This is a genomic window from Stenotrophomonas sp. YJH_SMC_37 (assembly GCF_059370035.1).
Window position 1 is genome coordinate 226,042 of the sequence record NZ_JCAFTG010000003.1, and the last position, 22,681, is coordinate 248,722.

20 protein-coding genes are annotated in these 22,681 nt (G+C 68.5%); 4 read left to right on the forward strand and 16 right to left on the reverse strand.

Translation table 11 applies throughout. The features are described from left to right. Positions 1–10: 10 nt before the first annotated feature. The 6 genes from AC5P8J_RS05725 to AC5P8J_RS05750 all read right to left on the reverse strand — a co-directional run bounded on the left by AC5P8J_RS05725 (position 11) and on the right by AC5P8J_RS05750 (position 4,742). On the reverse strand, positions 11–592 hold the full coding sequence (locus tag AC5P8J_RS05725) for a hypothetical protein (RefSeq protein WP_227853840.1): 582 nt from the start codon (positions 590–592) through the stop codon (positions 11–13). Positions 593–712: 120 nt separating this feature from the next. Next, entirely contained in the window at positions 713–1,264 is a 552-nt protein-coding gene (locus AC5P8J_RS05730; RefSeq protein ID WP_111098548.1) for a hypothetical protein, read from the reverse strand. Positions 1,265–1,322: 58 nt separating this feature from the next. Then, positions 1,323–2,303 carry a FecR family protein gene (locus tag AC5P8J_RS05735; protein ID WP_227853839.1) on the reverse strand — a complete coding sequence of 327 codons (981 nt, stop codon included), beginning with the start codon at positions 2,301–2,303 and terminating at the stop codon, positions 1,323–1,325. Positions 2,304–2,372: 69 nt separating this feature from the next. Further along, the gene (locus tag AC5P8J_RS05740) at positions 2,373–2,903 is read right to left on the reverse strand and encodes an RNA polymerase sigma factor (RefSeq protein ID WP_026347004.1); all 531 of its coding nucleotides are present in this window, start codon (positions 2,901–2,903) and stop codon (positions 2,373–2,375) included. A gap of 16 nt (positions 2,904–2,919) precedes the next feature. Further along, the gene (locus AC5P8J_RS05745; RefSeq protein WP_155029668.1) at positions 2,920–3,600 is read right to left on the reverse strand and encodes an STN domain-containing protein; all 681 of its coding nucleotides are present in this window, start codon (positions 3,598–3,600) and stop codon (positions 2,920–2,922) included. A 677-nt stretch (positions 3,601–4,277) separates the two neighbouring features. Further along, positions 4,278–4,742: an Lrp/AsnC family transcriptional regulator gene (locus AC5P8J_RS05750; RefSeq protein ID WP_005413654.1), complete on the reverse strand. Its 465-nt coding sequence runs from the start codon at positions 4,740–4,742 to the stop codon at positions 4,278–4,280. A gap of 127 nt (positions 4,743–4,869) precedes the next feature. Between AC5P8J_RS05750 and AC5P8J_RS05755 the strand changes: the two genes are divergently transcribed. After that, positions 4,870–5,601, forward strand: coding sequence for an AzlC family ABC transporter permease (locus AC5P8J_RS05755; RefSeq protein ID WP_227853838.1), 732 nt, complete (start codon positions 4,870–4,872; stop codon positions 5,599–5,601). Further along, positions 5,598–5,912: an AzlD family protein gene (locus AC5P8J_RS05760; protein ID WP_111102601.1), complete on the forward strand. Its 315-nt coding sequence runs from the start codon at positions 5,598–5,600 to the stop codon at positions 5,910–5,912. The genes AC5P8J_RS05755 and AC5P8J_RS05760 overlap by 4 nt, the downstream gene beginning before the upstream one ends. A gap of 52 nt (positions 5,913–5,964) precedes the next feature. On the opposite strand, the gene glgX is transcribed toward AC5P8J_RS05760, so the two are convergent. The 7 genes from glgX to glgA are packed head-to-tail and all read right to left on the reverse strand — an operon-like array spanning position 5,965 to position 18,094. Continuing rightward, positions 5,965–8,085 (reverse strand): glycogen debranching protein GlgX, encoded by a 2,121-nt coding sequence (glgX, locus tag AC5P8J_RS05765; protein WP_155029670.1) that lies wholly within the window; start codon positions 8,083–8,085, stop codon positions 5,965–5,967. Next, a complete protein-coding gene (locus tag AC5P8J_RS05770; protein ID WP_080352942.1) occupies positions 8,072–8,242 on the reverse strand; it encodes a DUF2934 domain-containing protein in 171 nt (56 codons plus the stop codon). Before AC5P8J_RS05770 ends, glgX begins: the two co-directional genes overlap by 14 nt. Continuing rightward, positions 8,211–10,784 carry a malto-oligosyltrehalose synthase gene (gene treY, locus AC5P8J_RS05775; protein WP_227853837.1) on the reverse strand — a complete coding sequence of 858 codons (2,574 nt, stop codon included), beginning with the start codon at positions 10,782–10,784 and terminating at the stop codon, positions 8,211–8,213. The genes AC5P8J_RS05770 and treY overlap by 32 nt, the downstream gene beginning before the upstream one ends. Next, complete coding sequence (locus AC5P8J_RS05780; protein WP_134729029.1) at positions 10,781–12,625, reverse strand: 4-alpha-glucanotransferase; 1,845 nt, start codon at positions 12,623–12,625, stop codon at positions 10,781–10,783. Before AC5P8J_RS05780 ends, treY begins: the two co-directional genes overlap by 4 nt. Beyond that, positions 12,622–14,340 (reverse strand): malto-oligosyltrehalose trehalohydrolase, encoded by a 1,719-nt coding sequence (gene treZ / locus AC5P8J_RS05785; RefSeq protein WP_495216689.1) that lies wholly within the window; start codon positions 14,338–14,340, stop codon positions 12,622–12,624. The genes AC5P8J_RS05780 and treZ overlap by 4 nt, the downstream gene beginning before the upstream one ends. Continuing rightward, entirely contained in the window at positions 14,337–16,571 is a 2,235-nt protein-coding gene (locus tag AC5P8J_RS05790; RefSeq protein WP_134735849.1) for a 1,4-alpha-glucan branching enzyme, read from the reverse strand. Before AC5P8J_RS05790 ends, treZ begins: the two co-directional genes overlap by 4 nt. Next, complete coding sequence (gene glgA / locus AC5P8J_RS05795; protein ID WP_134735850.1) at positions 16,568–18,094, reverse strand: glycogen synthase GlgA; 1,527 nt, start codon at positions 18,092–18,094, stop codon at positions 16,568–16,570. The genes AC5P8J_RS05790 and glgA overlap by 4 nt, the downstream gene beginning before the upstream one ends. Positions 18,095–18,533: 439 nt before the next feature. Here glgA and AC5P8J_RS05800 point away from each other — a divergent pair, with 439 nt between their 5' ends. Together AC5P8J_RS05800 and AC5P8J_RS05805 are read left to right on the forward strand one after the other, a co-directional pair. Beyond that, complete coding sequence (locus AC5P8J_RS05800) at positions 18,534–18,962, forward strand: PAS domain-containing protein (protein WP_134729023.1); 429 nt, start codon at positions 18,534–18,536, stop codon at positions 18,960–18,962. After that, complete coding sequence (locus AC5P8J_RS05805; protein ID WP_495216690.1) at positions 18,959–20,488, forward strand: diflavin oxidoreductase; 1,530 nt, start codon at positions 18,959–18,961, stop codon at positions 20,486–20,488. Before AC5P8J_RS05800 ends, AC5P8J_RS05805 begins: the two co-directional genes overlap by 4 nt. 93 nt (positions 20,489–20,581) lie before the next feature. Here AC5P8J_RS05805 and AC5P8J_RS05810 read toward each other — a convergent pair whose 3' ends face one another. From AC5P8J_RS05810 to modA, 3 genes are read right to left on the reverse strand one after another with little or no spacing between them, the layout of a single operon-like run. Next, entirely contained in the window at positions 20,582–21,250 is a 669-nt protein-coding gene (locus AC5P8J_RS05810; protein WP_134729019.1) for a sulfate/molybdate ABC transporter ATP-binding protein, read from the reverse strand. Further along, the gene (gene modB, locus AC5P8J_RS05815) at positions 21,240–21,923 is read right to left on the reverse strand and encodes a molybdate ABC transporter permease subunit (protein WP_019659885.1); all 684 of its coding nucleotides are present in this window, start codon (positions 21,921–21,923) and stop codon (positions 21,240–21,242) included. The genes AC5P8J_RS05810 and modB overlap by 11 nt, the downstream gene beginning before the upstream one ends. Positions 21,924–21,926: 3 nt before the next feature. Further along, complete coding sequence (gene modA, locus AC5P8J_RS05820) at positions 21,927–22,670, reverse strand: molybdate ABC transporter substrate-binding protein (RefSeq protein ID WP_227853834.1); 744 nt, start codon at positions 22,668–22,670, stop codon at positions 21,927–21,929. Between the last annotated feature and the right edge of the window lie 11 nt (positions 22,671–22,681).

Below are 22,681 nucleotides of genomic sequence, written 5' to 3' on the forward strand. Positions count from 1 at the left end.
GGTGCATGTGTCAGTACGATAAACATCCGCCTGCGATTCGCTGCGCGGTTGCCTGTGCGGGCGCACGTGCAGCCGGCGCGCGTGCCGCCTCGAGCAGGTGCGGCGGCACGCTGGCCAGTGTCTGGTTGATGCACTCGCGCAGCAACGGATGCACGCACGCCTGCAGCAGACGCACGCACTGCGTCGGCGACCACGCGGTGCCGTGGTCGAGGCCGATGAACATGCGGTAGGCCTGGTGGTAGCGCAGGTCGTCGTACACGCGCTGCGCAGTGTTGAGATCACGCACGATCACCAGCAGGGCCGCACGTTGCAGCAGTCGCGCATCGGCTGCGCCAAGCGGCAGCGCGCTCATGGCCGCGTCGGGCCAGGGCCACAGCCGCAGGTCGAGGGCCTTTCGAAGTGCCGCCAGTGGATGCGCACTGTTGTCCAGTGCCGCCCAGCGCGCCGCATCCGCCCAGGCGTCACTGGACAGCACCCAGACCCACGAGCGCCCATAGCGCTGTACGTTCAGGGGCGTGTGCCGTGCCTGCTCCAGCGACTGGCTCAGGTGGCGATCCAGCTCCAGCATGCTGATCCTGCGACTGTCTTCCATCTGCGCCGCCCGTGCTCCACGACGCGTGGTGCGTCGTACTCTGGAGAAGACGTCAGCAAGGCAGGTGAAGCGACACCGCGAATGCAACTCTGTGCACGGGGTGGCGCTTCACCGGCAACGTCATCGCAGCGTCATCCGCCTGCAGGCTTCGCGCTGCAGCCGCGGTGCGTCACCCCCACAACGGCGGGCCAGTACCGCCACGTCGCTGCGGGCAGCGAATGCGACCAGTGCATCGGTCATGTCCACGTCATCGCACCATGACGCCAGCGCAACGCGCAGTGCGGGCAGCTGCCAGCCCTCCATCACCCCATGGGCGCCCGCCACGAACCAGTGCCAGAGCCGATGATGCAGTACCTGCTCATGCAGCTGCGTGAGATCGTCGATGCCATGCATGCCCGCCAACAGCAGTGCGCGTGCGAGCACCGCAGGCGGCAGCGCCCCGGATTCGACCAAAGGCATCTCCTGCTGCTGCAGCCGCAGCAGCATCGCCAATGGGTGTGACTGCGGATTGAAGTCCAGCAGCACCGCCTGCTGCTGCCACTGCGCGTCAGACACCACGCACACCCAGGGCGAACCATAGCGATGCACCATCAGGGGCCTTCGCTGGGTGGTTTCCAGCAATGCAGACAGATTGCGGCGCAGATCGAGCACACCGATGGTCTCGTTGCGCATCCTTGGATTCTCCTTGCTTGCAACAGCCCGGCGCGGCGCGCACGGCCAGCGCCTTCATCTATCCAAGGACGGCGATGCCACCCGGAAAGCGACGCAGATCCAGCGACATCGTCCGTCGCAGCTGCTCCAGCGCCGCGTCCGGATCATCGATGCGGAAGCGGCCGCTGACCGGGGCGCGCGCCAATGCCGATTCGCCCAGCAGTACCTTGCCGCGGCGGTAACGGTTGATCTCCTCCACCACCTCACGCAGCGGTGCGCGGCGGAACACCAGCATGCCCTCCGTCCAGGCACTCACTTCCGACGCCACGGCCTCGGCCACCACACCACTGAGGCGCTCGTCGTACCGGGTCTGCTGGCCCGCCTGCAGCCGCAGCCGGCCCTGCGGATGCTCAATGCGGGCACTGCCCTGCAGGCAGGTCACCCGCACCTGGCCCTGGGTGTTGCGTACGTCCAGGCGCACCGCGCCCTCATCGGCAATCACGCAGCCCGGGCCCGCGAACAACGCCAGGCGCAGACCGGCCTGGGTCTCGATCGCGGCCTGGCCCTGCACCAGCTCGAAGCCTTCGCCCTGCGTGTGCGCGCGGCGGCGCAGGCTGCTCTGCGTATCCAGTTCGATCTTCAGTTGCGGCGAGGGCGCGATCTGCAGTCGCTCACCGGTGCCGGTATGGAAATCGGCTGCCATGGCTGTCACCGAGGGCCACAGGCCCATCGGCGGGCGGATGGCCGCCACCACTACCAGGCTGGCCGGGGCGGCAATCGCGGCGCCCATGAAGGCGCGTCGGCTCCAGCGCTGGGCCGGCGTCGGCGCGACCGGTTGACGCGCGGCCGCTGGCAGCTGCTCGCCGGCCAGCCGCACCTGCTCCCACTGCCGGCGCGCACGGCCAAACGCTTCGCGATGGCGCGGGTCAGCCTCACACCACGCGCGGAACCGGCGCCCGTCGGCGGCGGTCGCCTCGCCCGAGGTCAGCCGCACCACCCACGCGTGCGCCTGACGCTCGACGGCATCCAGCGGGCGTTGCGGGCGATCGTCAGGATCCATGGGGGCTCATGCCGGACCCGCACGCTGCGGGGTTCTGCTCGGCGTCAAAGTGTAGACGGATGCCGCCGTTCAGAACCGCACCTGGCGCCCCGTTCCGCTGCGCTCGGCCAGATAGTCCTGGGCGGCCTTCAGCTCACGCTGCACCAGCCGCAGCGACACACCGAGGTGATCGGCGACATCGCGCTGCTGCAGGCCGTCGACACGGATCGCCAGCAGGATGCGGCGACGGCGCTCGGGCATGCGCTGCAGCAGGCCGACCATGTCTTCCAGCGCGAAGTCCAGTTCAGCCGCCTGCGCCGGGCCGGGTGCAGGGTCGGCCATGTCCATCAGCGTATCCACCTCCTCCAGGCTCAGCAGGCGGTGGTCAGCACGTTGGCGGTCGATCACGGTATTCATTGCCATGCGCAGCAGGTAGGCCGCGGGGTTCTGCACGGCATCCAGGCGGTCACGCCGCGCGCTCAGGCGCATCCACGTGTCCTGCAGCGCGTCGCCGGCCAGCTCCTCCGAGCCCAGCTTGCGCACCAGCCGGCGCTTCAGTTCATCGTAGGCACCCAGAAGGTGGTCCATCAGGTCAACTGCCCCAGCCGTACCGTTGCTCATGTTCGAATCCTTGAAGTCATGGAAGGGGCGTGCGCCCGCCACAGTCGTGGTCGGTGCCGGAAGGTCGGATCTGCAGCGTTACCGGCTGCGGCAGCGCAGCGGCATCGGGCGCCAGCACCAAGTGCTGCAGCGCCTGCAGCAGGCGCGCATCGCGGCGCTCGCTGCCACTGCCTGACAGCAGCTCGGGCGCATGCACCTGGCCCTCGCTGTCGACACGGAAACGCAGCATCGCGGCATAGCGGCCGGGAGCGATCTCCGGGTCGTCACAGAACACCCCACGCAGCCGCTGCTGCAGCCCACCATAGCGACGTCGACGTTCCGCATCGGCGAGTTCCGCGCCGACACCGGGTTCGGCAGCCAAGGGCGTGTTCCGGCGCAGCACCACACGCTGTTTGCCGATCACCTCGGCCTCGACGCCGGAGTCCTGCAGCAGCGCCTGCAGGGCGGGCAGCGGCGGCAGGCTGGCGCGCAGCGCACGGCTGCTGCGGCCCGCGGCAAGATCGCCCGGGTACATCACGGACCACCCACTGATGACGCTGAAGCGCTCGACCGCCTGTTCCAGTGGCTGCGCAGGGATGTCGTAGGCATGAACGCCGTCCTGCCCGGCAGCGGCAAAGGACAGCAGCAGCCATGCCGCGATGGCCACCTTCCAAGTTCTGACCGCATGGTGTCCATTCAGCCCCCTGACGTAGAACACATGACCCTCGGCAGCGACAGCAGCTGCAGTGGACGCGCGCCAAGACCGGAACCTCGGCCCGCGCGCGACCCGCAAGCGGGCTCAAACCGTACCGGGGTCACATGTCATTGCGATGACCGCCGCCTACAGCCGACCTGAAGCCAGTCACCCATCAGGAATCAATAGATCGAACAGACCACCTCATCCACGCCTGGGGTCAGAGCCCGTTGCGCAGCAACGGGATCCGACCCCGTGCCGACCCAGACGTGTCGACCAAGGTCGACACCCACCAATAGCAGCTCATGCCGTTCCGGCAGATCGTGGAAATCTGTCGAAGGCGGGTGGGTCCGGTTGCGGGGGCGTGAGCCGCATGGGCCCGAGGCATGCCTCGGGCGGGTTGGGCAGGACGCCCAACCCCGGTCTTGCCGTGTGCGCAAGACAGCGCACACGAGCAAGCGGCGACCGAGCTTACATGGGTGAGGGCGCTTTGCTTGCGAAGCACTGCTTCGCAAGCGCCCGAACGCACAGCCGCCAGCGGCTGGGCCGGGCCCCGGAGGGGGACTTGCAGCGTCCCCCGCAACCGGACCCACCCCGCCATCCCTCAGCAGGCCCGCTGTTGCTGTTGCTGTTGAGGTTGCCGGCCAGCGGCCGGCACTACCCGCGGGTGCCGGGTGCAACCCGGCCGCAAACCTCATCCCTCAAAGCGGCAGCTGGGTCGTCTGCTTGATCCGCTGCATCGGAATCTCCGTCTTGGTGTTCTGCACCCCGGCAATCCGGTTCAGGTGCTGCATCTGGAACTGCCGGTAGGCATCAAGGTCCGCCACCGCCACCCGCAGCAGGAAATCGCAGTCACCGGCCATCAGATGGCATTCCAGCACTTCCGGGAACGACTTGATGCTGTTGATGAAGTGATTGGTGGTGTCCTCGTCCTGCCCCCGCAGCCACACCCGCACGAACACCGTGAAGCCACGGCCCACCTTGGCCTCGTTCAACAAGGCCACATAGCGGTCGATGTAGCCGCCCTCCTCCAGCAACCGCACCCGGCGCAGACAGGCCGACGGCGACAGCCCGACCAGGCGAGCCAGCTCCAGGTTCTGCAGGCGACCGTCGCGCTGCAGGGCGTCGAGGATGCGCCGATCGAGGTTGTCGAGCTGGTACTGCATGGAATTTCACCCGTTTCGCTTCTGGCCGCATGAAATATCAATCATCCAGAATCAAGTGGCATCAACGCAACCCGATTTCGTGATTGGACCGCTAGCATGGGCCACCCCCACCTTGTTGTGCCGTTCCATGGACGCCCGTACCACCCTCCCCCCGCCCGCCACCTGCGATACCGCCTCGCGTGCCGAATTCCTGCGCGGCCTGCGCGCCGCCGTGCCGGTGATGATCGGCTTCATTCCGTTTGCCCTGGTGCTCGGTGCGCAGGCGGCCCAGAAGGGCCTGAGCGCACTGGAAGTACCGCTGATGACCGGTCTCAACTTCGCTGGTGGCTCGGAGTTCGCCGCCGTCGAACTGTGGACCTCGCCACCGCACATCGCGCTGATCGTGGCCATCACCGCCCTGGTCAACAGCCGCCACCTGCTGATGGGCGCCAGCCTGGCCCCGCTGCTCCAGCACCTGCCGCGCCGACGCGTGCTGCCGGCCCTGTTCTTCATGTGCGACGAAAGCTGGGCGATGGGCGTGGCCGATGCGCGCCGGCGCGCGCTTGGCTTCAGCCTGGCCTACTACCTGGGCGTGTCGGCAGGCCTGTACACGGTCTGGGTGGCCTGCACCGCACTCGGCGCGATCATCGGGCCGCTGTTGGGCGACATCCACGCCTATGGTTTCGACATGGCCTTCCCCGCCGTGTTCCTGGTGCTGCTGCGCGGCATGTGGCAGGGCATGAAGGCGGCGCGGCCGTGGCTGGTCAGCCTGGTCGTGGCCGCCGCCACTTATCTGCTGGTCCCGGGCGCGTGGTACGTGGCCAGCGGCGCACTGGCCGGCCTGGCCGCCGCCTGGCTGCTGGCGGAGGACGCAGCATGATCTTCAATGGCCTGATCCACTGGACCTCGGTACTGACCATCGTGCTGATGGCCGCCGCCACCTACCTGACCCGCATCGTCGGCTTCCTGGCGTTGCGCAATCGCACCCTGAGCAAACGTGCGGTGACGGTGATGGAAGCCGCGCCGGGCTGCGTGCTGATCTCGGTGATCGCCCCGGACTTCGTTGCCGACAAACCCGCCGACCTGGCCGCGCTGGCCATTACCCTGCTGGCCGCCACGCGGCTGTCGATGCTCCCGACCGTGCTGATCGGCGTGGTCTCGGCGGGTGTGTTGCGCTATCTGGTGGGGTAGCTACCGGTACGCCGGGCAACGCCCGGCGCACCGTAGTGGCGCAGCAGTGCAATCACGCGCTGCTGCTTGCCGCCAGCAGGCACAGGCTGCGCGGCGGCAGCGTCCAGGCGCCTTCCTCATCCGGCTCCAACGGCGTTTCGTCGGTCTGCAGGAGTACGCGCCGGAACGACAGGGCGTCGTCTGACACACAGAACCGCTGCGGCTGCTCGCCGGCGTTCAACAGCAGGGCCAGGCTGACATGCCGCCCGGGCTCGCGCAGGCCACTGTCCGGACTGCGACCGTCCAGCACGATCAGCAGCGCACGCAGCCCTGCGTCATGCCAGTCCGCTTCCTCCATGCCGCGACCATCGGGATGCCGCCAGTCGATATCGCGCAGGCCCAGCGACTCATCGTACTCGCCGCGCAGGAACCGGTTCCGGCGCAGCAGGCCGTAGCGCCGGCGCAGTGACAGCGCCCGCCGCACGAACGCCACCTGCGCCTGTGCAGCCGGCAATGCTGCGCGCTCCCAGTCGATCCAGCTCAGTGGATTGTCCTGGCAGTAGGCGTTGTTGTTGCCCTGCTGCGAATGGCCGAACTCATCCCCGGCGAGCAGCATCGGCGTGCCCTGCGCGAGCAGCAGCGTGGCCAGCAGGTTGCGCATCTGCCGCGCACGCAACGAAAGGATCGCCGCATCATCGGTGTCTCCCTCCACGCCGTGGTTGCTGGAAAGGTTGTGCGAGTGGCCGTCACGGTTGTCCTCGCCGTTGGCCTCGTTGTGGCGATCGTTGTAGCTGACCAGATCGTGCAGGGTGAATCCATCATGCGCCGTCACCAGATTGATGCTGGCCGACGGCCGCCTGCCGTGGTGTTCGAACAGGTCGGCCGAGCCGGTGAAGCGCGTGGCAAACTCCGCCAGCTGCCCGCCATCGCCACGCCACAGCGCGCGCACCGTGTCGCGGAAGCGGTCGTTCCATTCGGCCCAGCCCGGCGGAAACTGGCCCAGCTGGTAGCCGCCCGGGCCGATGTCCCATGGCTCGGCAATCAGCTTCACCTGGCTCAGGATCGGGTCCTGGCGTACCGCATCGAGGAAGCTGCCCGAGGCGTCGAAGCCATGCCGTTCGCGGCCGAGGATGGTTGCCAGGTCGAAGCGGAACCCATCCACCCGCATCTCGGTCACCCAGTAGCGCAGAGAGTCCATGACCATGCGCAGCGCACCGGCATTGGTCAGGTCGAACGTATTTCCGGTGCCGGTATCGTTGATGTAGTAGCGGCGATCATCGGCCAGGCGGTAGTAGCTGGCGTTGTCGATGCCCTTGAAGGACAGCGTAGGGCCCAGCTCATTGCCTTCGGCGGTGTGGTTGTAGACCACGTCCAGGATCACTTCGATGCCGGCATTGTGCAACCGCGCGACCATCTGCTTGAACTCGGCCACGATGCCCAGCGACAGGTAGCGAGGCTGCGGCGCGAAGAAGCCGATGGTGTTGTACCCCCAGTAATTGCGCAGCCCGCGCTCGAGCAGCTGCTGGTCATCGACGTATGCGTGCACGGGTAGCAGTTCGATGGCGGTCACGCCCAGATGGCTGAGGTGGTCGACCACTGCGTCATGGCGCAGGGCAGAGAAGGTGCCACGCTCGGCCTGCGGGACATCGGGATGCTGCATGGTCAGCCCGCGCACATGCGCTTCGTAGATCACGGTCCGGTCCCAGGGCGTGGCAGGTGCACGCTCGACACCCCAGCTGAAGGCCGGGTCGATCACGGCGCAGCGCGGCATGTAGCTGGCGCTGTCGCGGCGGTCGAAACTGAGATCGCCATCGCGGTGACCCAGGGTGTAGCCGAACAGGTGGGGGGCCCACTTCAGTTCGCCGACGATCTGCTTGGCGTAGGGGTCCAGCAGCAGCTTGTTGGGATTGAAGCGATGGCCCTCTTCCGGCGCATACGGGCCGTGCACCCGGTAGCCGTAACGCTGCCCGGGCCGCACGTCCGGCAGGTAACCATGCCAGATCTCGTTGGTGTACTCGGGCAGCGCGATGCGTTCCACTTCGCGGTTGCGTCCATCGAACAGGCAGAGTTCCACCCGTGTGGCATGCCGCGAGTACAGTGCGAAGTTCACACCCAACCCGTCCCAGGTCGCCCCCAGCGGGAAGGGCCGGCCTTCGCGCACGCGCGAGGTCTGCGTCCACTTACGGCTCGCCATCAGTGCCCTCCTCCCCGCGCGCGGCGGCAATCTCGGCTTCCACCAGCCGCTCGGCCATGTGCCAGTGCCGTTGCTGCTGGTCGTCCGGGCGCCCTTCTGCCTCCCAGATCTGGTGGGCAAGTGCCTCAATCCGCTGCCGTCGTTCCCTGCTGTCCATCCCTACCTGTCTCCTCGTTGATCCATATCGCCAACGGGCTGCCAGCCAGAAGCCCGGCCACGTCCGCGGTTGCGTTGAAATGTTCGATGCGCCCGTCCAGGACATTGCGCATGGGGCCTGCCGGCAGCCCACGCAGCGTCACGCCGCTGCCGACGTCGCGCGGAATGTGCAGGCTGGGCCCCGGCATGGTGGTGGGCGAACTTCGCCGTACGACCACCAGCAGCACCTGCGCCTGATGCCTGCGCGTGAACGCCAGCCACGGCGAGCGCGCAGGCGCGGACAGCGGCTGCAGCGCGCCGTGCAGGAAAAGATGCGGGTGCCTGCGGCGGCAATCGAGCAACTGCCGGAGCAGGAATGCCTTGATCCCACCGTCCCGCCAGTCATCCAGCAGCGCGGGCCACCCGCGCGCATCACGCAGCCACGCGTGCCGCGCCGGATAGTCCACCGCGTGCCGGTTGTCCGGGTCCACCAGGCTCAGGTCCCAGCCTTCGCCGCCCTGGTAGAGGTCGGGCACGCCGGGCAGGCAGTGCTGCAGGCACAGCTGTGCCAGGCCGTTGCAGGCGCCCGCCGGCGCGATGCGCGCCACGAACGTCGCCAGCGCCTCCCGCACCGGCTGCAACGGCGCTCCATCCAGCAGCGCGTGCAGCCACTGCGCGGCGCCCTCCTCCACGGCCACGTTGGGATCGGACCAGCTGCTGACCCGTTTACCCTCGCGCAATGCCTTGGTCAGCCATTGCACCATCCTCGATGCGAAGTCGGCGCCGGGGGTACCGTGCATCGGCCACGCGGCGACGAGCGCCTGCCATAGCGCATAGGTCTCGGCACCCGGCAACGGCATCGGCGCGCCGGCGTGGGTCGCCATCCGGCTCCAGCGCCGCACCGCGTCCCGCCACTCGACCGTGCAGGTACTGAGAACCGCCAGCCGTGCCCGGCTGTCGGCCCCGCGCTTGTGATCGTGGGTGGCCAGCGCAAGCAGCGCCCTGGGATGGCGCCGCAGGCGCCCGGCTGCATGTTCCAGCAGCTCGCGCCCTTCCATGCCCAGCCGCTGCGGATCACTGCCGACTTCGTTGCGCGACAGCAGCCTGAAATAGCGATAGAACCCGGTATCTTCCACCGACTTGGCATTCAGCGGCGCGGCCAGCTGCCCGAACCGTACGCGCAGCTCGGTTTCAGCCGGCGCCTGGCCGGGAAGTGCCTGCAGCAGCAGATCCAGCGCGGCGCGTGCGGCACCGTCCAGCGCCTCGCGCGCAGCACCGGCAGCGTCCACCAGCGCCTTTCGTTCACCCGCCCCCTCCAGCGAATAGGGCCGGTAGGTGCGGTAATGCCGCAGCAATGAAGCCAATGCGCGTGCCAGCGCAGCCACTCCGATATCGGCCTCGGCCAGCCGGGGCTGCAGGACCTGCTGCGCACTGCGCAGCAGCCGCTGGAAGTCTGCGTGAAGGCCCTGGCGCAACATCATGCCGCGAGCGTCCTGCTGAATCCGGTCAAAGCTGCGCGAGTCACCGCCCAGCGCCTGCCACGTGCGCGAGAGCGCGGGGGCAGCCGCCGGATCGTGCAACCAGGCACCGGTCTGGTCCATGAAGTCATAGCCGGTGGTACCGTCGCAGGCCCAGCTGTCGGGCAGCTGCTCGCCCTCGGCCAGTATCTTCTCCACATGCAGGCTCACCGCCTGCGGATCACGACCGCCGGCCGCACAGGCTGCGTCGAGCGATTCACGAAGGCGCCGCAGGTAGGCGCCCGGGGAGGACAGGCCATCCACATGATCGATACGCAGGCCGTCCACCCGTCCCGCGCGTACCAACCGCAGCGGCAGCGCATGCACCGCCTCGAACACGTCGTCGCGCTCCACCCGCAGCGCGGCCAGTTCATTGATATCGAAAAAGCGCCGGTAGTTCACCTGATCGCCCGCCGTGCGCCACCAGGCCAGCCGGTAGTGCTGCCGCTGCAGCAGCGTATGCAGCCGTTCAACGCTGCGGTTGCAGCGCTCGGCCCACGCCGGCCACTGCGCGGGGTCCAGTGGATGGCTGCGCGGCGACAAGGGCAACGCCAGACCATGGTGGCGCAGCACGGGACGCGCGTTGTCCACCACCACGCGCACTACGCCATCGCGCACCGCGTCGTGCAACGGCCGGTCCAGTGCAGGCAGCCAGAGCCGGCCCTCGCAGCCCGGCGCCTCCCAGTCGATGTCAAACCATTCTGCGTGCGGGCTTCGACGCCCGTGCATCAGCACATCGTTCCACCAATGGCTGTGCGCGGACGCCGCCAGATGGTTGGGTACGATGTCGAGGATCAGGCCCATGCCGTGCGCGCGCGTCGCTGTGGCCAGTTGCCGGAAGGCTTCTTCGCCGCCCAGTTCCGGATTGATGCGGGCCGGGTCGATGCCATCGTAGCCATGCGTAGACCCGGGCAGCGCAGCGGTGATCGGCGACAGGTAAAGGTGGCTGACGCCCAGCGCGGCGTAGTACGGCAGCTGCGTCGCGGCGGCCTCGAGGTCGAAGCCTGCATGCAATTGCAGGCGTACGGTGGCACGCAATGGAGTCATCGCCGCTCCCTCCGCCGCGTGGCGCTGAAGCGGGCAATACGTGCGTCAACCGCGTCCTGGTCCCACGCTAGCGGTAGCCGCCGGCGCCAGTTCGGATGGCCGTTGACGGTGCCCGGCAGGTTCACCTGCGCGCGACTGCCCAGGGCGTCTTCCAGCGGGAGCAGCGCCAGCCGTGACGATGCGTGCGCGACCAGCGACAGCGCACGCGCTTCAAGCGTGGCCCCCTCGCCCCGGGCGACTGCGGACAGCGCCTGGACCTCTCTGGAGCGCGCGTGCAGCGCCGACGGAAGCCCGCTCAGCTCACCCAGGCGGGCGCGCCAGCGCAGGTCGCGCCCGTGCAGCCAGCCGGACAGCGGTGGCAGATCATGGGTGGAGGGCATGGCCACCGCATCGCGGCGCCACCGTGGCGCCGGCAGGAAGCGCTCACCGTTGCGGGCGAACGGCAGCACCTCGATGCCCAGGATGCCGCGGGCTGCCAGCCGCTGGCGAACGCCCGGCGGCACCACGCCCAGGTCTTCACCAATCAGCACGCAGCGATGCCGCCACGATTCCAGCACCAGCAGGTTGATCAGATCATCGAACGGATAGCGCAGGTAAACGCCCTGCCCGGCGCCCGCCCCGCGGGGAAGCACCCACAGGCGCTGCAGGCCAAGGATATGGTCGATGCGCAGCCCGCCACGGCCGGCCATCACAGCGCGCAGCACGCGGATGAACGGCTCAAAGCCCTCGCGCTGCAGGGCGAAGGGTGACCAGCTGGTGATACCCCAGGCCTGGCCCAGCGGATTGAACGCATCCGGCGGCGCGCCCAGTTCAAGACCCTGCAGCAGTTGGTCGCCGCCGGTCCGCGCCTCGACGCCCTGCGGTGCGCAACCCACCGCCAGATCCGCGATCAGCCCGATCGACGCGCCGTCGTTGCGCAATCCCGCCTGCACCTGCGCCCAGCCCTGCCGCGCCAACCATTGCGCAAACGCATGGTCGTCGGCGCTTCCAGTGAACCGGTCGGCGGCGTGCTGGCAATAGCGCAGCAGGGGTTCGCCTTGCGCATCGCGCCACGTCTGCATCTGTTCGCACTGTGCCGGCGCCTGCTGCCGCAGCCACTGGTGCACCTGGCGCAGCCAGCGCCACTTCAACGCCGCCGAGTGCGGCCAGTGGATGCGGCGCGCTGCGGTGGCGGCTGCAACTGCCGTTGCCAGTGCTTGGTCTTCAGCCAGCACGGCGTCGGCTGCCTCCGGCAGTACCTGCGGCAGGGACACCTGCAGTGGATCGAGCCAGTGCCGGTCGCTGGGCGAATAGGGGCTGTAGCCTGGCCCAGGTGGCAAGCCGGCATGCAGCGGGCTCAACGCCACTGCATCGCCGCCGTGACGGTGCAGCAGTTCGCTCCATCGTGCACAGCCGGCGCTGTCACCGATGCCAGCGTCGCAAGAGGCGCGAAGGCTGTAGACCTGCGCCGACAGGCCCCAGCCGCGCAGCGTGCCCTGCGGCCACCAGGCACGTTGTGGCGCCACCGCAACCGCCTGTTGCCGGTCGCCCCGGCGCCACTGCCAGTAACCCGGCTGGTCCGGCACGCGCCAGCGCCCTTGCGCATCGGCGCGTGCCGGCAGCACTGCGCCATGCTCATCCACCCAGCACGCTGCGCCGGCTGCGTCCGGCATCGCCAGCAGCTGTCCACAGCAGGCCGTGCGCAGGCCACCGTGCTCGGGCGCTGCATCGCCCTGCAGCCCCTCCAGCACCGCGCGCAGCACGTCCGGTGCGACTTCGCGCTCGACACCGGCCACGTCGGTCCAGCGAACCAGCAGGCCCGCGCGCCGTGCCGCCTCCAGAACCGCCGCATCGGTCCTCATGCGGCGACCCAACAGGCAAGCACGCCGCCGCCTGCGGGCAGCAACGTGGCAGCGTCCGGCCCTACAACGTGCTCCCCGGCCGGCATCGCATGCACCACCGGCGACGGGCCGACATTGACCGCGATCCACCACTGGCCCGACGGCAGCTGCCAGCCCGCCTGCACCGCGCCTTCGCCCAGCACGCGCGCACCCAACGACCGCGCCTGCAGCAACCCGGGTTGCAGATAGCGCCTGCGCAGTGCCAGAAACCCGCTCGTGCAGCGCAGCCAGTCCTGCGACCAGGGATCATCGCCGGGCGGCGACGTGTAGGACGCCTGCAGGGTGGCCGGGTCGTTCGGGTCGGGAATACGCGCGCGCGAGGCGGCGTCGGCAAAGGCGCTGAAACCAGCGAACTCGCGGCGACGCCCTTCGCGCACCGCCTCGTCCAGCGGCGGCGCGTAGTCGGTGAAGAACAGGAACGGCGATTGCGCCTGCCACGGTTCGCCCATGAACAGCAGCGGGATCATCGGCGTCAGCAGGGTCAACGCCAGCGCCGCACGCAGCCGCGCAGGATCGGTCAGCATCGACAGGCGCTCGCCGAGAGCGCGGTTGCCTACCTGATCGTGGTTCTGCGCGAATACCACAAAACGCGCGGGCGACAGGTCGGCGCTGGGTTCGCCGCGGGGATCGCCGCGCAGGTCCGGTTCACCCTGCCAGGCGAATCCTTCGGCCAGGCAGCGCGCCAGCAGTGCTTCGGCGCGACCGGCATAGGCCGCGTAATAGCCCTCCTGCTCGCCGGTCAGCATCACGTGCAGCGCATTGTGGAAGTCATCGTTCCACTGCCCCTGGTAGGCGCCGCGCAGCCACCGCGCCTGGTTGCGCTCGTTCTCCAGCACCAGGTGCGCGTGCGGGGCCACCGCACGTACCTCATCGGCCAGCTGCTGGAGGAAACGGTCATCGTCAATGGCGTGCACCGCGTCCAGGCGCAGGCCATCGAAGCCGTAGTCGCGCAACCACATCAGCGCGTTGTCGATGAAAAAGCGCCGCACCCAGGGCTGGCGGAAGTCGATGGCCTCGCCCCACGGCGTGCTGCGGTCGTCACGGAAGAACCCGCGCGCGTAGTCGCGCAGGTGGTTGCCCTGTGGTCCGAAGTGGTTGTAGACCACATCCAGCAGCACCGACAGCCCTGCATCGTGCGCCGCTTCGATGAAGGCCCTCAGCGCTGCCGGCCCGCCATAGGCATGGGCCGGCGCATACGGGAACACGCCGTCGTAGCCCCAGTTGCGCTGGCCGGGAAACTGCGCGACCGGCATCAGTTCAATGGCGGTGATGCCCAGCGCGGCCAGCATCGGCAGCTGCGCGGGCAACGCCGCGAAGCCGCCGCCGGCCTCGATGTGTGCTTCATAGATCACCAGATCCTGCCAGGCATGCCCGCGCCAAGCGGGTTGCGCCATGGCCGTGTCCAGCACCACCGCGCTGTCTCCGTCGATGCCGTCCGGCTGCCAGCGCGAGGCCGGGTCGGGCACGTCCTGACCGGAAGGAAGGCGAAAACGGTAGCGGTCGCCATGCGATGCCGGTGTCCGCAGCCAGTGGCAGCCGTCCGCGTCACGTTGCATCGGCTGTTGCGTGCCGCGCAGGCACAGCGCCATCGTCCTTGCGTCCGGTGCCCACACACGGAACTCCACCCTGTCACCAGCCACAGGCCATGCGCCCAGGCGCGGCGTTACTGCCGTCATGCATCAACCTGCAGATACAGCGTGGACAGCGGCGGCAGGGTCAGCCGCAGCGACTGGGCGTGACCATGCATCGGCCTCGGCTCGGTATGCACTGCACCGAGGTTTCCCGCATTGCCGCCACCGTAATACGCGCTGTCGGTGTTGAGCCGTTCGCTCCAACGCCCCGGGTGCGGCACGCCGACCCGGTAGCCGTCGCGACGTACCGGAGTGAAGTTGCTCACCACCAGCAGGGTGCGGCCGCTGCCGGCCGGATCCCGGCGGATGAACGCGTAAACGCTGTTGCGGCTGTCGTCGGCCACGCTCCAATCGAAACCGCGTTCGTCGCGCTCGTCGCGATGCAACGCGGGTTCGGCGCGGAGCACGCTGTTGAGGTCTCGCACCAGGCGCGACAGGCCCTGGCCCTCACTGCTGGCCGCCTGTGCCCAGTCCAGTACCGCATCGTGCGACCACTCGTGGCCCTGGCCGAACTCGCCGCCCATGAACAGCAGTTTGCTACCCGGGTGCGCCCACATGAAACCGTAGTACGCGCGGAGCTGGGCCAGCCGCTGCGCCGGCTCGCCCGTCATCTTGGCCAGCAGCGCTCCCTTGCCATGCACCACCTCGTCATGCGACAGCGGCAACACGAACCGTTCGGAGAAGGCGTAGACCAGGCCGAAGCTGATCTCGCTGTGGTGATGCTGGCGATGGACTGGATCGCGTCCCAGGTACTGCAGGGTGTCGTGCATCCAGCCCATGTTCCATTTGTGGGTGAAGCCAAGCCCGCCCTCCTCCACCGGCGCGGTCACCCCCGGCCACGCGGTGGATTCCTCGGCGATCACCAGCACATCCGGGAAACGCTCACGCAGCGCCTGGTTCATCCGCCGCAGGAACGCGACCGCCTGCAGGTTCTCGCGCCCGCCCTGCTCGTTGGGTATCCACTCCCCCTCGGCACGGCTGTAATCCCGGTACAGCATCGACGCCACAGCATCCACGCGCAGACCGTCGATATGGAACCGCTCCACCCACTCCAAGGCACTGCCGATCAGGTAGGCAGCCACTTCGTTGCGGCCGTAGTTGTAGATCAGCGTGTCCCAGTCGGCGTGCACCCCTTCGCGCGGGTCGGCATGCTCGTACAGCGCGGTGCCATCGAACCCGGCCAGGCCATGCGCATCGTTCGGGAAGTGCGCGCTCACCCAGTCCAAGATCACCCCCACGCCGGCCTGGTGGCAGCGGTCCACGAAGCGTGCGAAGGCCTGCGGCGTGCCATGGCGCGCCGTCGGCGCGTAGATGCCCAGCGGCTGATAGCCCCAGGAACCGCCAAAGGGATGCTCGCTGACCGGCAGCAGCTCGATGTGGGTAAAGCCGAGTCCGGCCACGTACGGAATCAACCGGTCGGCCAGGGCGTCCCAGTCCAGCGGCGCACCCTCGTCGCTGCGCTGCCAGGAGCCCGCATGTACTTCGTAGATGGACAGCGGTGCGCAGGTTCCGGCCTGGCGCCGGGCCTCCAACCAGGCGTCATCGTGCCACTGCATCGGCGCCGCCGAAGGCACCCGCGAAGCGGTGGCCGGTGGCAGCTCGGCCCAGCGCGCCATCGGGTCGAACTTGTCGGGCATCACCCGGCCGTCGGCGCCGACGATGCGGAATTTGTAGCGGGCACCGGCCTGCACGCCCGGCAGGAACAGCTCCCACACGCCGGCGGTGTGACGCAGCCGCATCGGATGGCGTCGGCCATCCCATCCATTGAAATCGCCAACCACCGCGACCCGCTGGGCGTTGGGTGCCCACACCGCGAAGCGCACGCCCGCGATGCCCTGCACCTGCATCGGCACCGCCCCCAGCTGCCGCGCCGCATCGGCATCACCGGCATGGAACCGCTGCAGCAGTGCTTCGTCCAACAGTGGACCGAACGCATAGGCATCGTGCACCTGCTCCACGCCCTGTTCGAAATGCAGGGCAAGCAACGGTATCGCCGCGTCACCGGCCGCGCCCTCGAACAGGCCGGGCAACGGGCCAGGAGACAGGTCCCAGCGTTGCCCATCGTCTGCAATCACCTCGACGCGCTGCGCGTGCGGCACCAGCACGCGCAGCTGGCGTCCGCCTTCTGGCTGGCGATGCGGGCCCAGCCAGGCAAATGCATCGGCCGGGCGCGCGTGGACGAGGTCCTGCAGCGCCGGGGCGATACGCTGATCCAATCCCGTCTCCGTGATCGCTTCATCCTCCAGGGCGACCAGATGCAGGCTGTCGTGGCTCATGCAGCCACCTGGCAGGTCTGCTGGTACAGGGCCAGATAGGCGCGTCCGGCCGCATCCCAGCCACCCGGCCGCAGCATGGCCGCGCGGCGCATGGCCTGCAGCAGGCCCGGCAGGCGGAAGGTGCGCATCGCCCGTTCCACGCAGCGGCGCAGTCCATCAGCGTTGGCGCCATGGAACAGGAATCCGGTCACGCCATCCTCGACGGTATCCACCAGCCCGCCGGTCGCGTGCGCGATGGGCAGGCAGCCGAAGCGCTGTGCGTACATCTGGCTCAGCCCGCAGGGTTCGAAGCGTGAAGGCATCAGCAGGAAATCGGCGCCGGCAAACATCTGGCGGGCCAGCGCTTCCTCGAACCCGATGAAGGCGCCCACCCGCCCCGGGTAGCGGCGGGCCAGCGCCTGCACCTGGGCTTCCACCTGCGGCTCGCCACCGCCGATGATGACCAGCTGGCCGCCGGCCGCCACGATCTGGGGCGCCACGTCGCAGGTAATGTCCAGGCCCTTCTGGTGCACCAGCCGCGAGACCACCGCAAACAGCGGGCCGGTCGACGGCGCCAGGCCGAACGCCTTGCGCACCGCATGCGCGTTGGTGGCGCGCCCGGTCCACTCACCAATGCCGAAGTGGGCCTTGAGATGGATATCGCGGCGCGGGTCCCAGCTGGCATCGATACCGTTGACGATGCCACTCAGGTGCCCGCCGGCCGCCCTCCGTGCCAACAGGTCATGCAACCCGCAGCCGTCATCCGGGGCGGTGATCTGCTGCGCGTAGCGCAGGCTGACCGTGTTCAGCCGCGTGGCATTGGTGATGCCGCCCTGCAGGAACGACATCTGACCGTGGAAGTGCAGTTCATCCAGGTGTTCGGCCGGCACGCCCAGCACAGGTGCCAGCGCGTACGGAAACAGCCCCTGGTAAGCCAGGTTGTGGATCGTCAGCAGGGTCGGCACGGCGGTCCGGTCCCAACGTACGTAGGCGGCCGCCATGGCCACCGGCCAGTCATTCAGGTGCAGCAGCTGCGGCGACCAGTCCAGCCCGGCACGCCCTGCCGCGATCTCCGCAGCCGCATGCGAAAGCGTCGCGAAGCGAACCGCGTTGTCCTTCCACTCCTGCCCCTGCCCGTCCACGTAGGGCGAGCCCTCACGCTCGTACAGCTCCGGCGACAGCAAGACGTAGATCGGAAGGCCGTCGGCCTGCACCGCCATGCCGATCGTGCACGCTGGCAAGCCGGCCCGCGCGCTGACGTGCCCCACCCGCTGCAGCTGTGGCAGGCGCTGCAGTACCTCCGGGTAGCCGGGCAGCAGCACGCGCGAATCACACGCACCGCGCACCGCACGCGGCAGGGCCGCAGCGACGTCGCCCAGGCCACCGGCCTTGACGAAGTCCGCCATCTCGGTGGCAACGAACAACACGCGCTGCACCAGTTCCGGCAGATCCAACGGTTGCGAATGGCCGCGGCGCGTGCCGATCGGCACGGGCGTGACGGGAGAGATCGCAACGGGTGAAGCGGACTGGGCGGCGCGGGCCATGGGGATGATCTCGGATGCTTCAGGCAGACAGACGCCAGCGGCGCCCGGACGGGCGCTGGTGCTGGGAAGGAAGTCGACGCAGGACGTGGGGGACGCCAGCGAGAGGCTCAGGACGACAATAGCCCTCCATGCGATCAATCAACCGTGAAGCCATGGCGATTTCTTTGTGACAAGGCGTCATGAGCTCAGTACGCATGAGGTACGCCCGCCAGCCGCCCGTGCCTCTCCTGTAGAGCCGAGCCCACGCTCGGCTGCGGGCAGTCCCGTTGCCGCTCGAGCCGAAGTGGGCTCGGCTTTACAGAGATTCTCCCTGCGACACCCGGTCGCAGGCCTTCGCGCTACGCGCTTGACCAATGTCAAACCGCCCGCTGCCACGCGGGCGTATTCCTATGCAGAACCCGAACACGCCGGCGCTGCCGGCCTCTACAAGGACCCTGCGATGAGCTACTCCCCCGACAACGCCCAGCTCGTGAATGCGCTGCAGAACGTCATGGTGATCTCCACCACCGACCTGCAGGGCAACATCACCTACGCCAATGACCTGTTCTGCACGCTCACCGGCTTCGCCCGCGAGGAACTGATCGGCCAGCCGCACAGCATCGTGCGCCACCCGGATGTGCCCAAGGCGGTCTACAAGGACATGTGGGACACCATCAAGGCCGGCAAGACCTGGACCGGCATCGTGCCCAACCTCGGCAAGGGCGGCGTGCTCTACGTGGTCGACACCACCGTGCAACCGCTGTTCGACGGCGAAGGCAACATCACCTCCTACATCAGCATCCGCCGCGTGGTGAACGACCTGATGCAGAACTACGACCTGGTCGAGTTCAGCAAGGAAAAGTTCGACGACTTCTACGAGGCCGCGTGAACGCCCTCCCGACCAGTACGCCCTTCAGCCGCCTGCTGGTGGGTTTCGCGTCCGAGTCGGGCAATGCCCGCGCCTTGGCCCAGCGCTTGGGCGCGGACCTGCAGCCGCACGCGCCGCAGGTGCTCCCGTTCAACGACATCGACGTGGCCAGTCTCGGCCACGGCGATGTGCTGCTGGCGATTTCCAGCTCGTTCGGCGATGGCGAACCGCCGGCCAATGGCGAGCGGTTCTTCGAAACCCTGCGCCAGACCCCGACGCTGAGCGGCCTGCGCTATGCGGTGTTCGGCCTGGGTGACACCGGCTACCCCAGCTTCTGTGGCTTCACCAAGGCGCTGGATGCTGCGCTGAGCGAGCGCCAGGCGCAGCCGCTGCTGCACCGCGTGGACGCCGACCTGGGTTACGAGCAGTTCTTCCAGCAATGGCAGCCGGTGCTAAGCCAGGTGCTGGGTGGCGACCTCAGCGCTGGCCAAGACCTGCACCTGCAGGTCACCGCCTATGGTGAAGACAATGCCTTTGCCGCCCGCATTCTCGAACGCCGCCGCTTGAACAGCAGCGCCCCCGCTGCCTGGCACCTGCAGCTGGACATTGCCGGCAGTGGCATGGCCTACCGCGCGGGTGACACCCTGCACGTGGTGCCGGAGAACGATCCTGCCCTGCTGCAGGCATTGGCCACTTGGTACGGCGACAGCACCGCCGTGGCCGCCCTGCGCGACCGCGAGCTGCGCCTGCTGAGCAAGAGCGTGCTGCGCGAGCTGGCCCGGCTCGGTGGCAGCGAAACGCTGAAGGGCCTGCTGAAGGTCAGCCAGAAGCGCGAGCTGGACGCCTACCTGCACGGCCTGGACCTGCTGGACGTGCTGCAGGACCACGCCACCCCGGACAGCATGCCGCTGCCGCGGCTGCGTGAACTGCTGTCAGCGCGGCTGCCGCGTGCCTATTCAATCGCCTCGCGCCCGCGCGACGACCAGCTGAGCCTGTGCGTGCGCGAAGTGCATTACACCCTGCGCGGCCGCGAGCGCTTCGGCACCGCTACCGGCAGCCTGCTGCACGGTGGCGACCACGCCCGTGTGTACTGCCGTTCCAACCCTGGCTTCCACCTGCCCGATACCGGCCAGACGCCGCTGCTGCTGGTCGGCACCGGCACCGGCATCGCACCGCTGATGGGCCTGATGCAGGAACTGCAGGCCAACGGCTGCGAACGCGAGGTGCACCTGGTGTTTGGCGAGAAGCACAGCAAGCGCGACTACCTGTACCGCGACCAGCTGCAGGACTGGCATACCCGGGGCGTGCTGGCCGGCCTGCATACCGCGTTCTCGCGCGATGGCGCCGAAAAGGTCTATGTGCAGCATGTACTGCGGCAGCGCGGCGATGAAGTGCGCGATGTGCTGGCCCGCGGTGGGCATATGTACCTGTGCGGCAACAAGCGCCACCTGGAAAGCGCGGTGCGCGAGGCCATCGATGCCGTCGCTGGCGAAGGGCGCTGGGACGCGCTGCGCGGTGAAGGCCGCACGCACTGCGAATTGTATTGATCCTTTGATCCTGTAGAGCCGAGCCCATGCTCGGCTGCTGTTGGCGGTGTCGAGCAGAGCAGCCGAGCATGGGCTCGGCTCTACAGGTGCAGGTCAATCGCCGACGATCCGGCCGTCCACCACGCGCGCCACCTGCTGGCCGAACATGGCCACATCCTGCGGGTCATGGCTGATCAACAGCAACGGGATGCCGGTCCGGTCCAGCACCGTTTCCAGCTCCTGACGCAGGTGCTGGCGCAGGTCATGGTCCAGTGCGGAGAACGGCTCATCCAGCAGCAGCGCCTGCGGCTGCGTCACCAGCGCCCGCGCCAATGCAGTGCGCTGGCGCTGGCCACCGGAGACCTGCGAGGGCAGCAGATCGCCCACCGTGTCGATGCGGAAGGCGTGCAACCACTGCTCCACGGCATCGAAACGCTGGCCGAGCCCCGGATTCAACCAGCCCTTCTGCAGCCCGAACGCCACGTTCTGGCGCACGCTCAGGTGCGGGAACAACGCGTAATCCTGGAACACATAGCCCAACCGGCGGCGCTGCGGCGGCAGATCCACGCCGGTGGCCGCATCGAACAGGGTCTGCCCCTGCACGCGCACATGACCCTGGCCCGGCCGCAGCAGCCCGGCCACCGCCTTCAAGGTCAGGCTCTTGCCCGCGCCCGAGGGCCCGAACAACACCACTTGGCGCTGCGTGCACTGCAGCGATACATCCAGCACGAAATCCTGGCCGGCCGCCTGCAGGCGACGCTGCACCTGCAGGTCAAGCCACATCGCGCAGCTCCCGGCGACGCCCGCCCACCAGCCGCGCGGCCAGCAACAGGATCACGATGCAGACCACCGAGGTCAGGATCACCAGCGCATTGGCCTTGCCGTCCTGGCCGGCCTGCACCGCCTCGTAGATGGCGATCGACAGCGTCTGCGTGCGGCCCGGAATGCTGCCCGCCACCATCAGCGTGGCGCCGAACTCGCCCATGGCGCGTGCGAATGCCAGCAGCAGCCCGGCAAGAATGCCGCGCCAGGCCAGCGGCAACGTGATGCGGAAGAACACCGCTGCTTCGGACACTCCAAGCGTACGCGCGGCCTGCTCCAGCTGCCCGTCCACTTCCTCGAACGCCGCGCGCGCCGGCTTGAACACCAGCGGCAACGAGGCCACCGCCGCCGCGATCACCGCGGCCTGCCAGGTGAACACCAGGTTGATGCCGAACCACGATTGCAGCCATGCGCCGACTGGGCCGTTGCGACCGATCAGTACCAGCAGGTAGTAGCCCAGCACCGTCGGCGGCAGCACCATCGGCAAGGTCAGCAGCGAATCCAGCAGCTCACGGCCGGGAAATCGCCGCCGCGCCAGCAATGCGCCCAGTGCCACGCCCAGCACCAGATTAATCGCGGTGGCCCAGCCGGCCACCTTCAGCGACAACCCCAATGCGCTCCAGTCCAGATCCATGCCTCAGGGCTTGCCGAACCCGTGCCTGGCCAGGATCGCCTGGCCTTGCGGCGAACGCACGAAGGCAGCGAAGCGCCTGGCCTCCACCGGCTGCGTACTGGCCTTGGTCACCGCCAGCGGATAGGCGATGCGCCCGGACACCGGCACCACGAACGCACGGCGCACCCGGTCGGGCATTGCCTGCGCATCGGTGGCATAGACGAAGCCGGCATCCACTTCACCCCGCGCCACGTAATCCAGCGACTGGCGCACGTTCTGCGTCGTCATGATCCTGCCCTGCACCGACGGCCACAGGCCCGCCGCTTCCAGCGCGCCTTTGCCATAGCGGCCGACCGGCACGCTGTCCGGGTTGCCCAGTGCGATGCGCTGCACACCGGCACCGGCCAGGTCCTTCAAGGTACGCGGCGCCGCCTTGGCCTGCGGCGGCACCACCACCCACAGCGCGTTCACCGCGAACACCTCGCGGGTGCCGGCCGCCAGCAGGTTCTGCTGCTGGGCCTGGTCCATCGTGGTTTCGTCGGCCGAGGCGAACACGTCCACCGGCGCACCGCGGCTGATCTGTTGCAGCAACACGCCGGACGCGGCGAAGTTGAAATCGACCTTGGTTCCCGGGTGTGCCTTCTCATAGGCCGCACCCAGTTCGCGGAAGCTCTCGGTCAGGCTCGAAGCCGCCGACACCGTCAGGTCGGCCGCCCAGGCCGGCACCATGGCCAGCAGTCCCAGCACCAACAGTCCAGCTCGCTTCATCGTCGGCTCCC

What these genes read in the sequence shown, in the direction of transcription:
- glgX (WP_155029670.1), bottom strand. Translation starts at nt 8,085, where the DNA reads ATGGCGAGCCGTAAGTGGACGCAGACCTCGCGCGTGCGCGAAGGCCGG.
- treZ (WP_495216689.1), bottom strand. Translation starts at nt 14,340, where the DNA reads ATGACGGCAGTAACGCCGCGCCTGGGCGCATGGCCTGTGGCTGGTGAC.
- AC5P8J_RS05790 (WP_134735849.1), bottom strand. Translation starts at nt 16,571, where the DNA reads ATGAGCCACGACAGCCTGCATCTGGTCGCCCTGGAGGATGAAGCGATC.
- AC5P8J_RS05750 (WP_005413654.1), bottom strand. Translation starts at nt 4,742, where the DNA reads ATGCAGTACCAGCTCGACAACCTCGATCGGCGCATCCTCGACGCCCTG.
- AC5P8J_RS05740 (WP_026347004.1), bottom strand. Translation starts at nt 2,903, where the DNA reads ATGAGCAACGGTACGGCTGGGGCAGTTGACCTGATGGACCACCTTCTG.
- AC5P8J_RS05770 (WP_080352942.1), bottom strand. Translation starts at nt 8,242, where the DNA reads ATGGACAGCAGGGAACGACGGCAGCGGATTGAGGCACTTGCCCACCAG.
- AC5P8J_RS05725 (WP_227853840.1), bottom strand. Translation starts at nt 592, where the DNA reads ATGGAAGACAGTCGCAGGATCAGCATGCTGGAGCTGGATCGCCACCTG.
- AC5P8J_RS05755 (WP_227853838.1), top strand. Translation starts at nt 4,870, where the DNA reads ATGGACGCCCGTACCACCCTCCCCCCGCCCGCCACCTGCGATACCGCC.
- AC5P8J_RS05800 (WP_134729023.1), top strand. Translation starts at nt 18,534, where the DNA reads ATGAGCTACTCCCCCGACAACGCCCAGCTCGTGAATGCGCTGCAGAAC.
- modB (WP_019659885.1), bottom strand. Translation starts at nt 21,923, where the DNA reads ATGGATCTGGACTGGAGCGCATTGGGGTTGTCGCTGAAGGTGGCCGGC.
- modA (WP_227853834.1), bottom strand. Translation starts at nt 22,670, where the DNA reads ATGAAGCGAGCTGGACTGTTGGTGCTGGGACTGCTGGCCATGGTGCCG.
- AC5P8J_RS05735 (WP_227853839.1), bottom strand. Translation starts at nt 2,303, where the DNA reads ATGGATCCTGACGATCGCCCGCAACGCCCGCTGGATGCCGTCGAGCGT.
- glgA (WP_134735850.1), bottom strand. Translation starts at nt 18,094, where the DNA reads ATGGCCCGCGCCGCCCAGTCCGCTTCACCCGTTGCGATCTCTCCCGTC.
- AC5P8J_RS05810 (WP_134729019.1), bottom strand. Translation starts at nt 21,250, where the DNA reads ATGTGGCTTGACCTGCAGGTGCAGCGTCGCCTGCAGGCGGCCGGCCAG.
- AC5P8J_RS05760 (WP_111102601.1), top strand. Translation starts at nt 5,598, where the DNA reads ATGATCTTCAATGGCCTGATCCACTGGACCTCGGTACTGACCATCGTG.
- AC5P8J_RS05780 (WP_134729029.1), bottom strand. Translation starts at nt 12,625, where the DNA reads ATGAGGACCGATGCGGCGGTTCTGGAGGCGGCACGGCGCGCGGGCCTG.
- AC5P8J_RS05730 (WP_111098548.1), bottom strand. Translation starts at nt 1,264, where the DNA reads ATGCGCAACGAGACCATCGGTGTGCTCGATCTGCGCCGCAATCTGTCT.
- treY (WP_227853837.1), bottom strand. Translation starts at nt 10,784, where the DNA reads ATGACTCCATTGCGTGCCACCGTACGCCTGCAATTGCATGCAGGCTTC.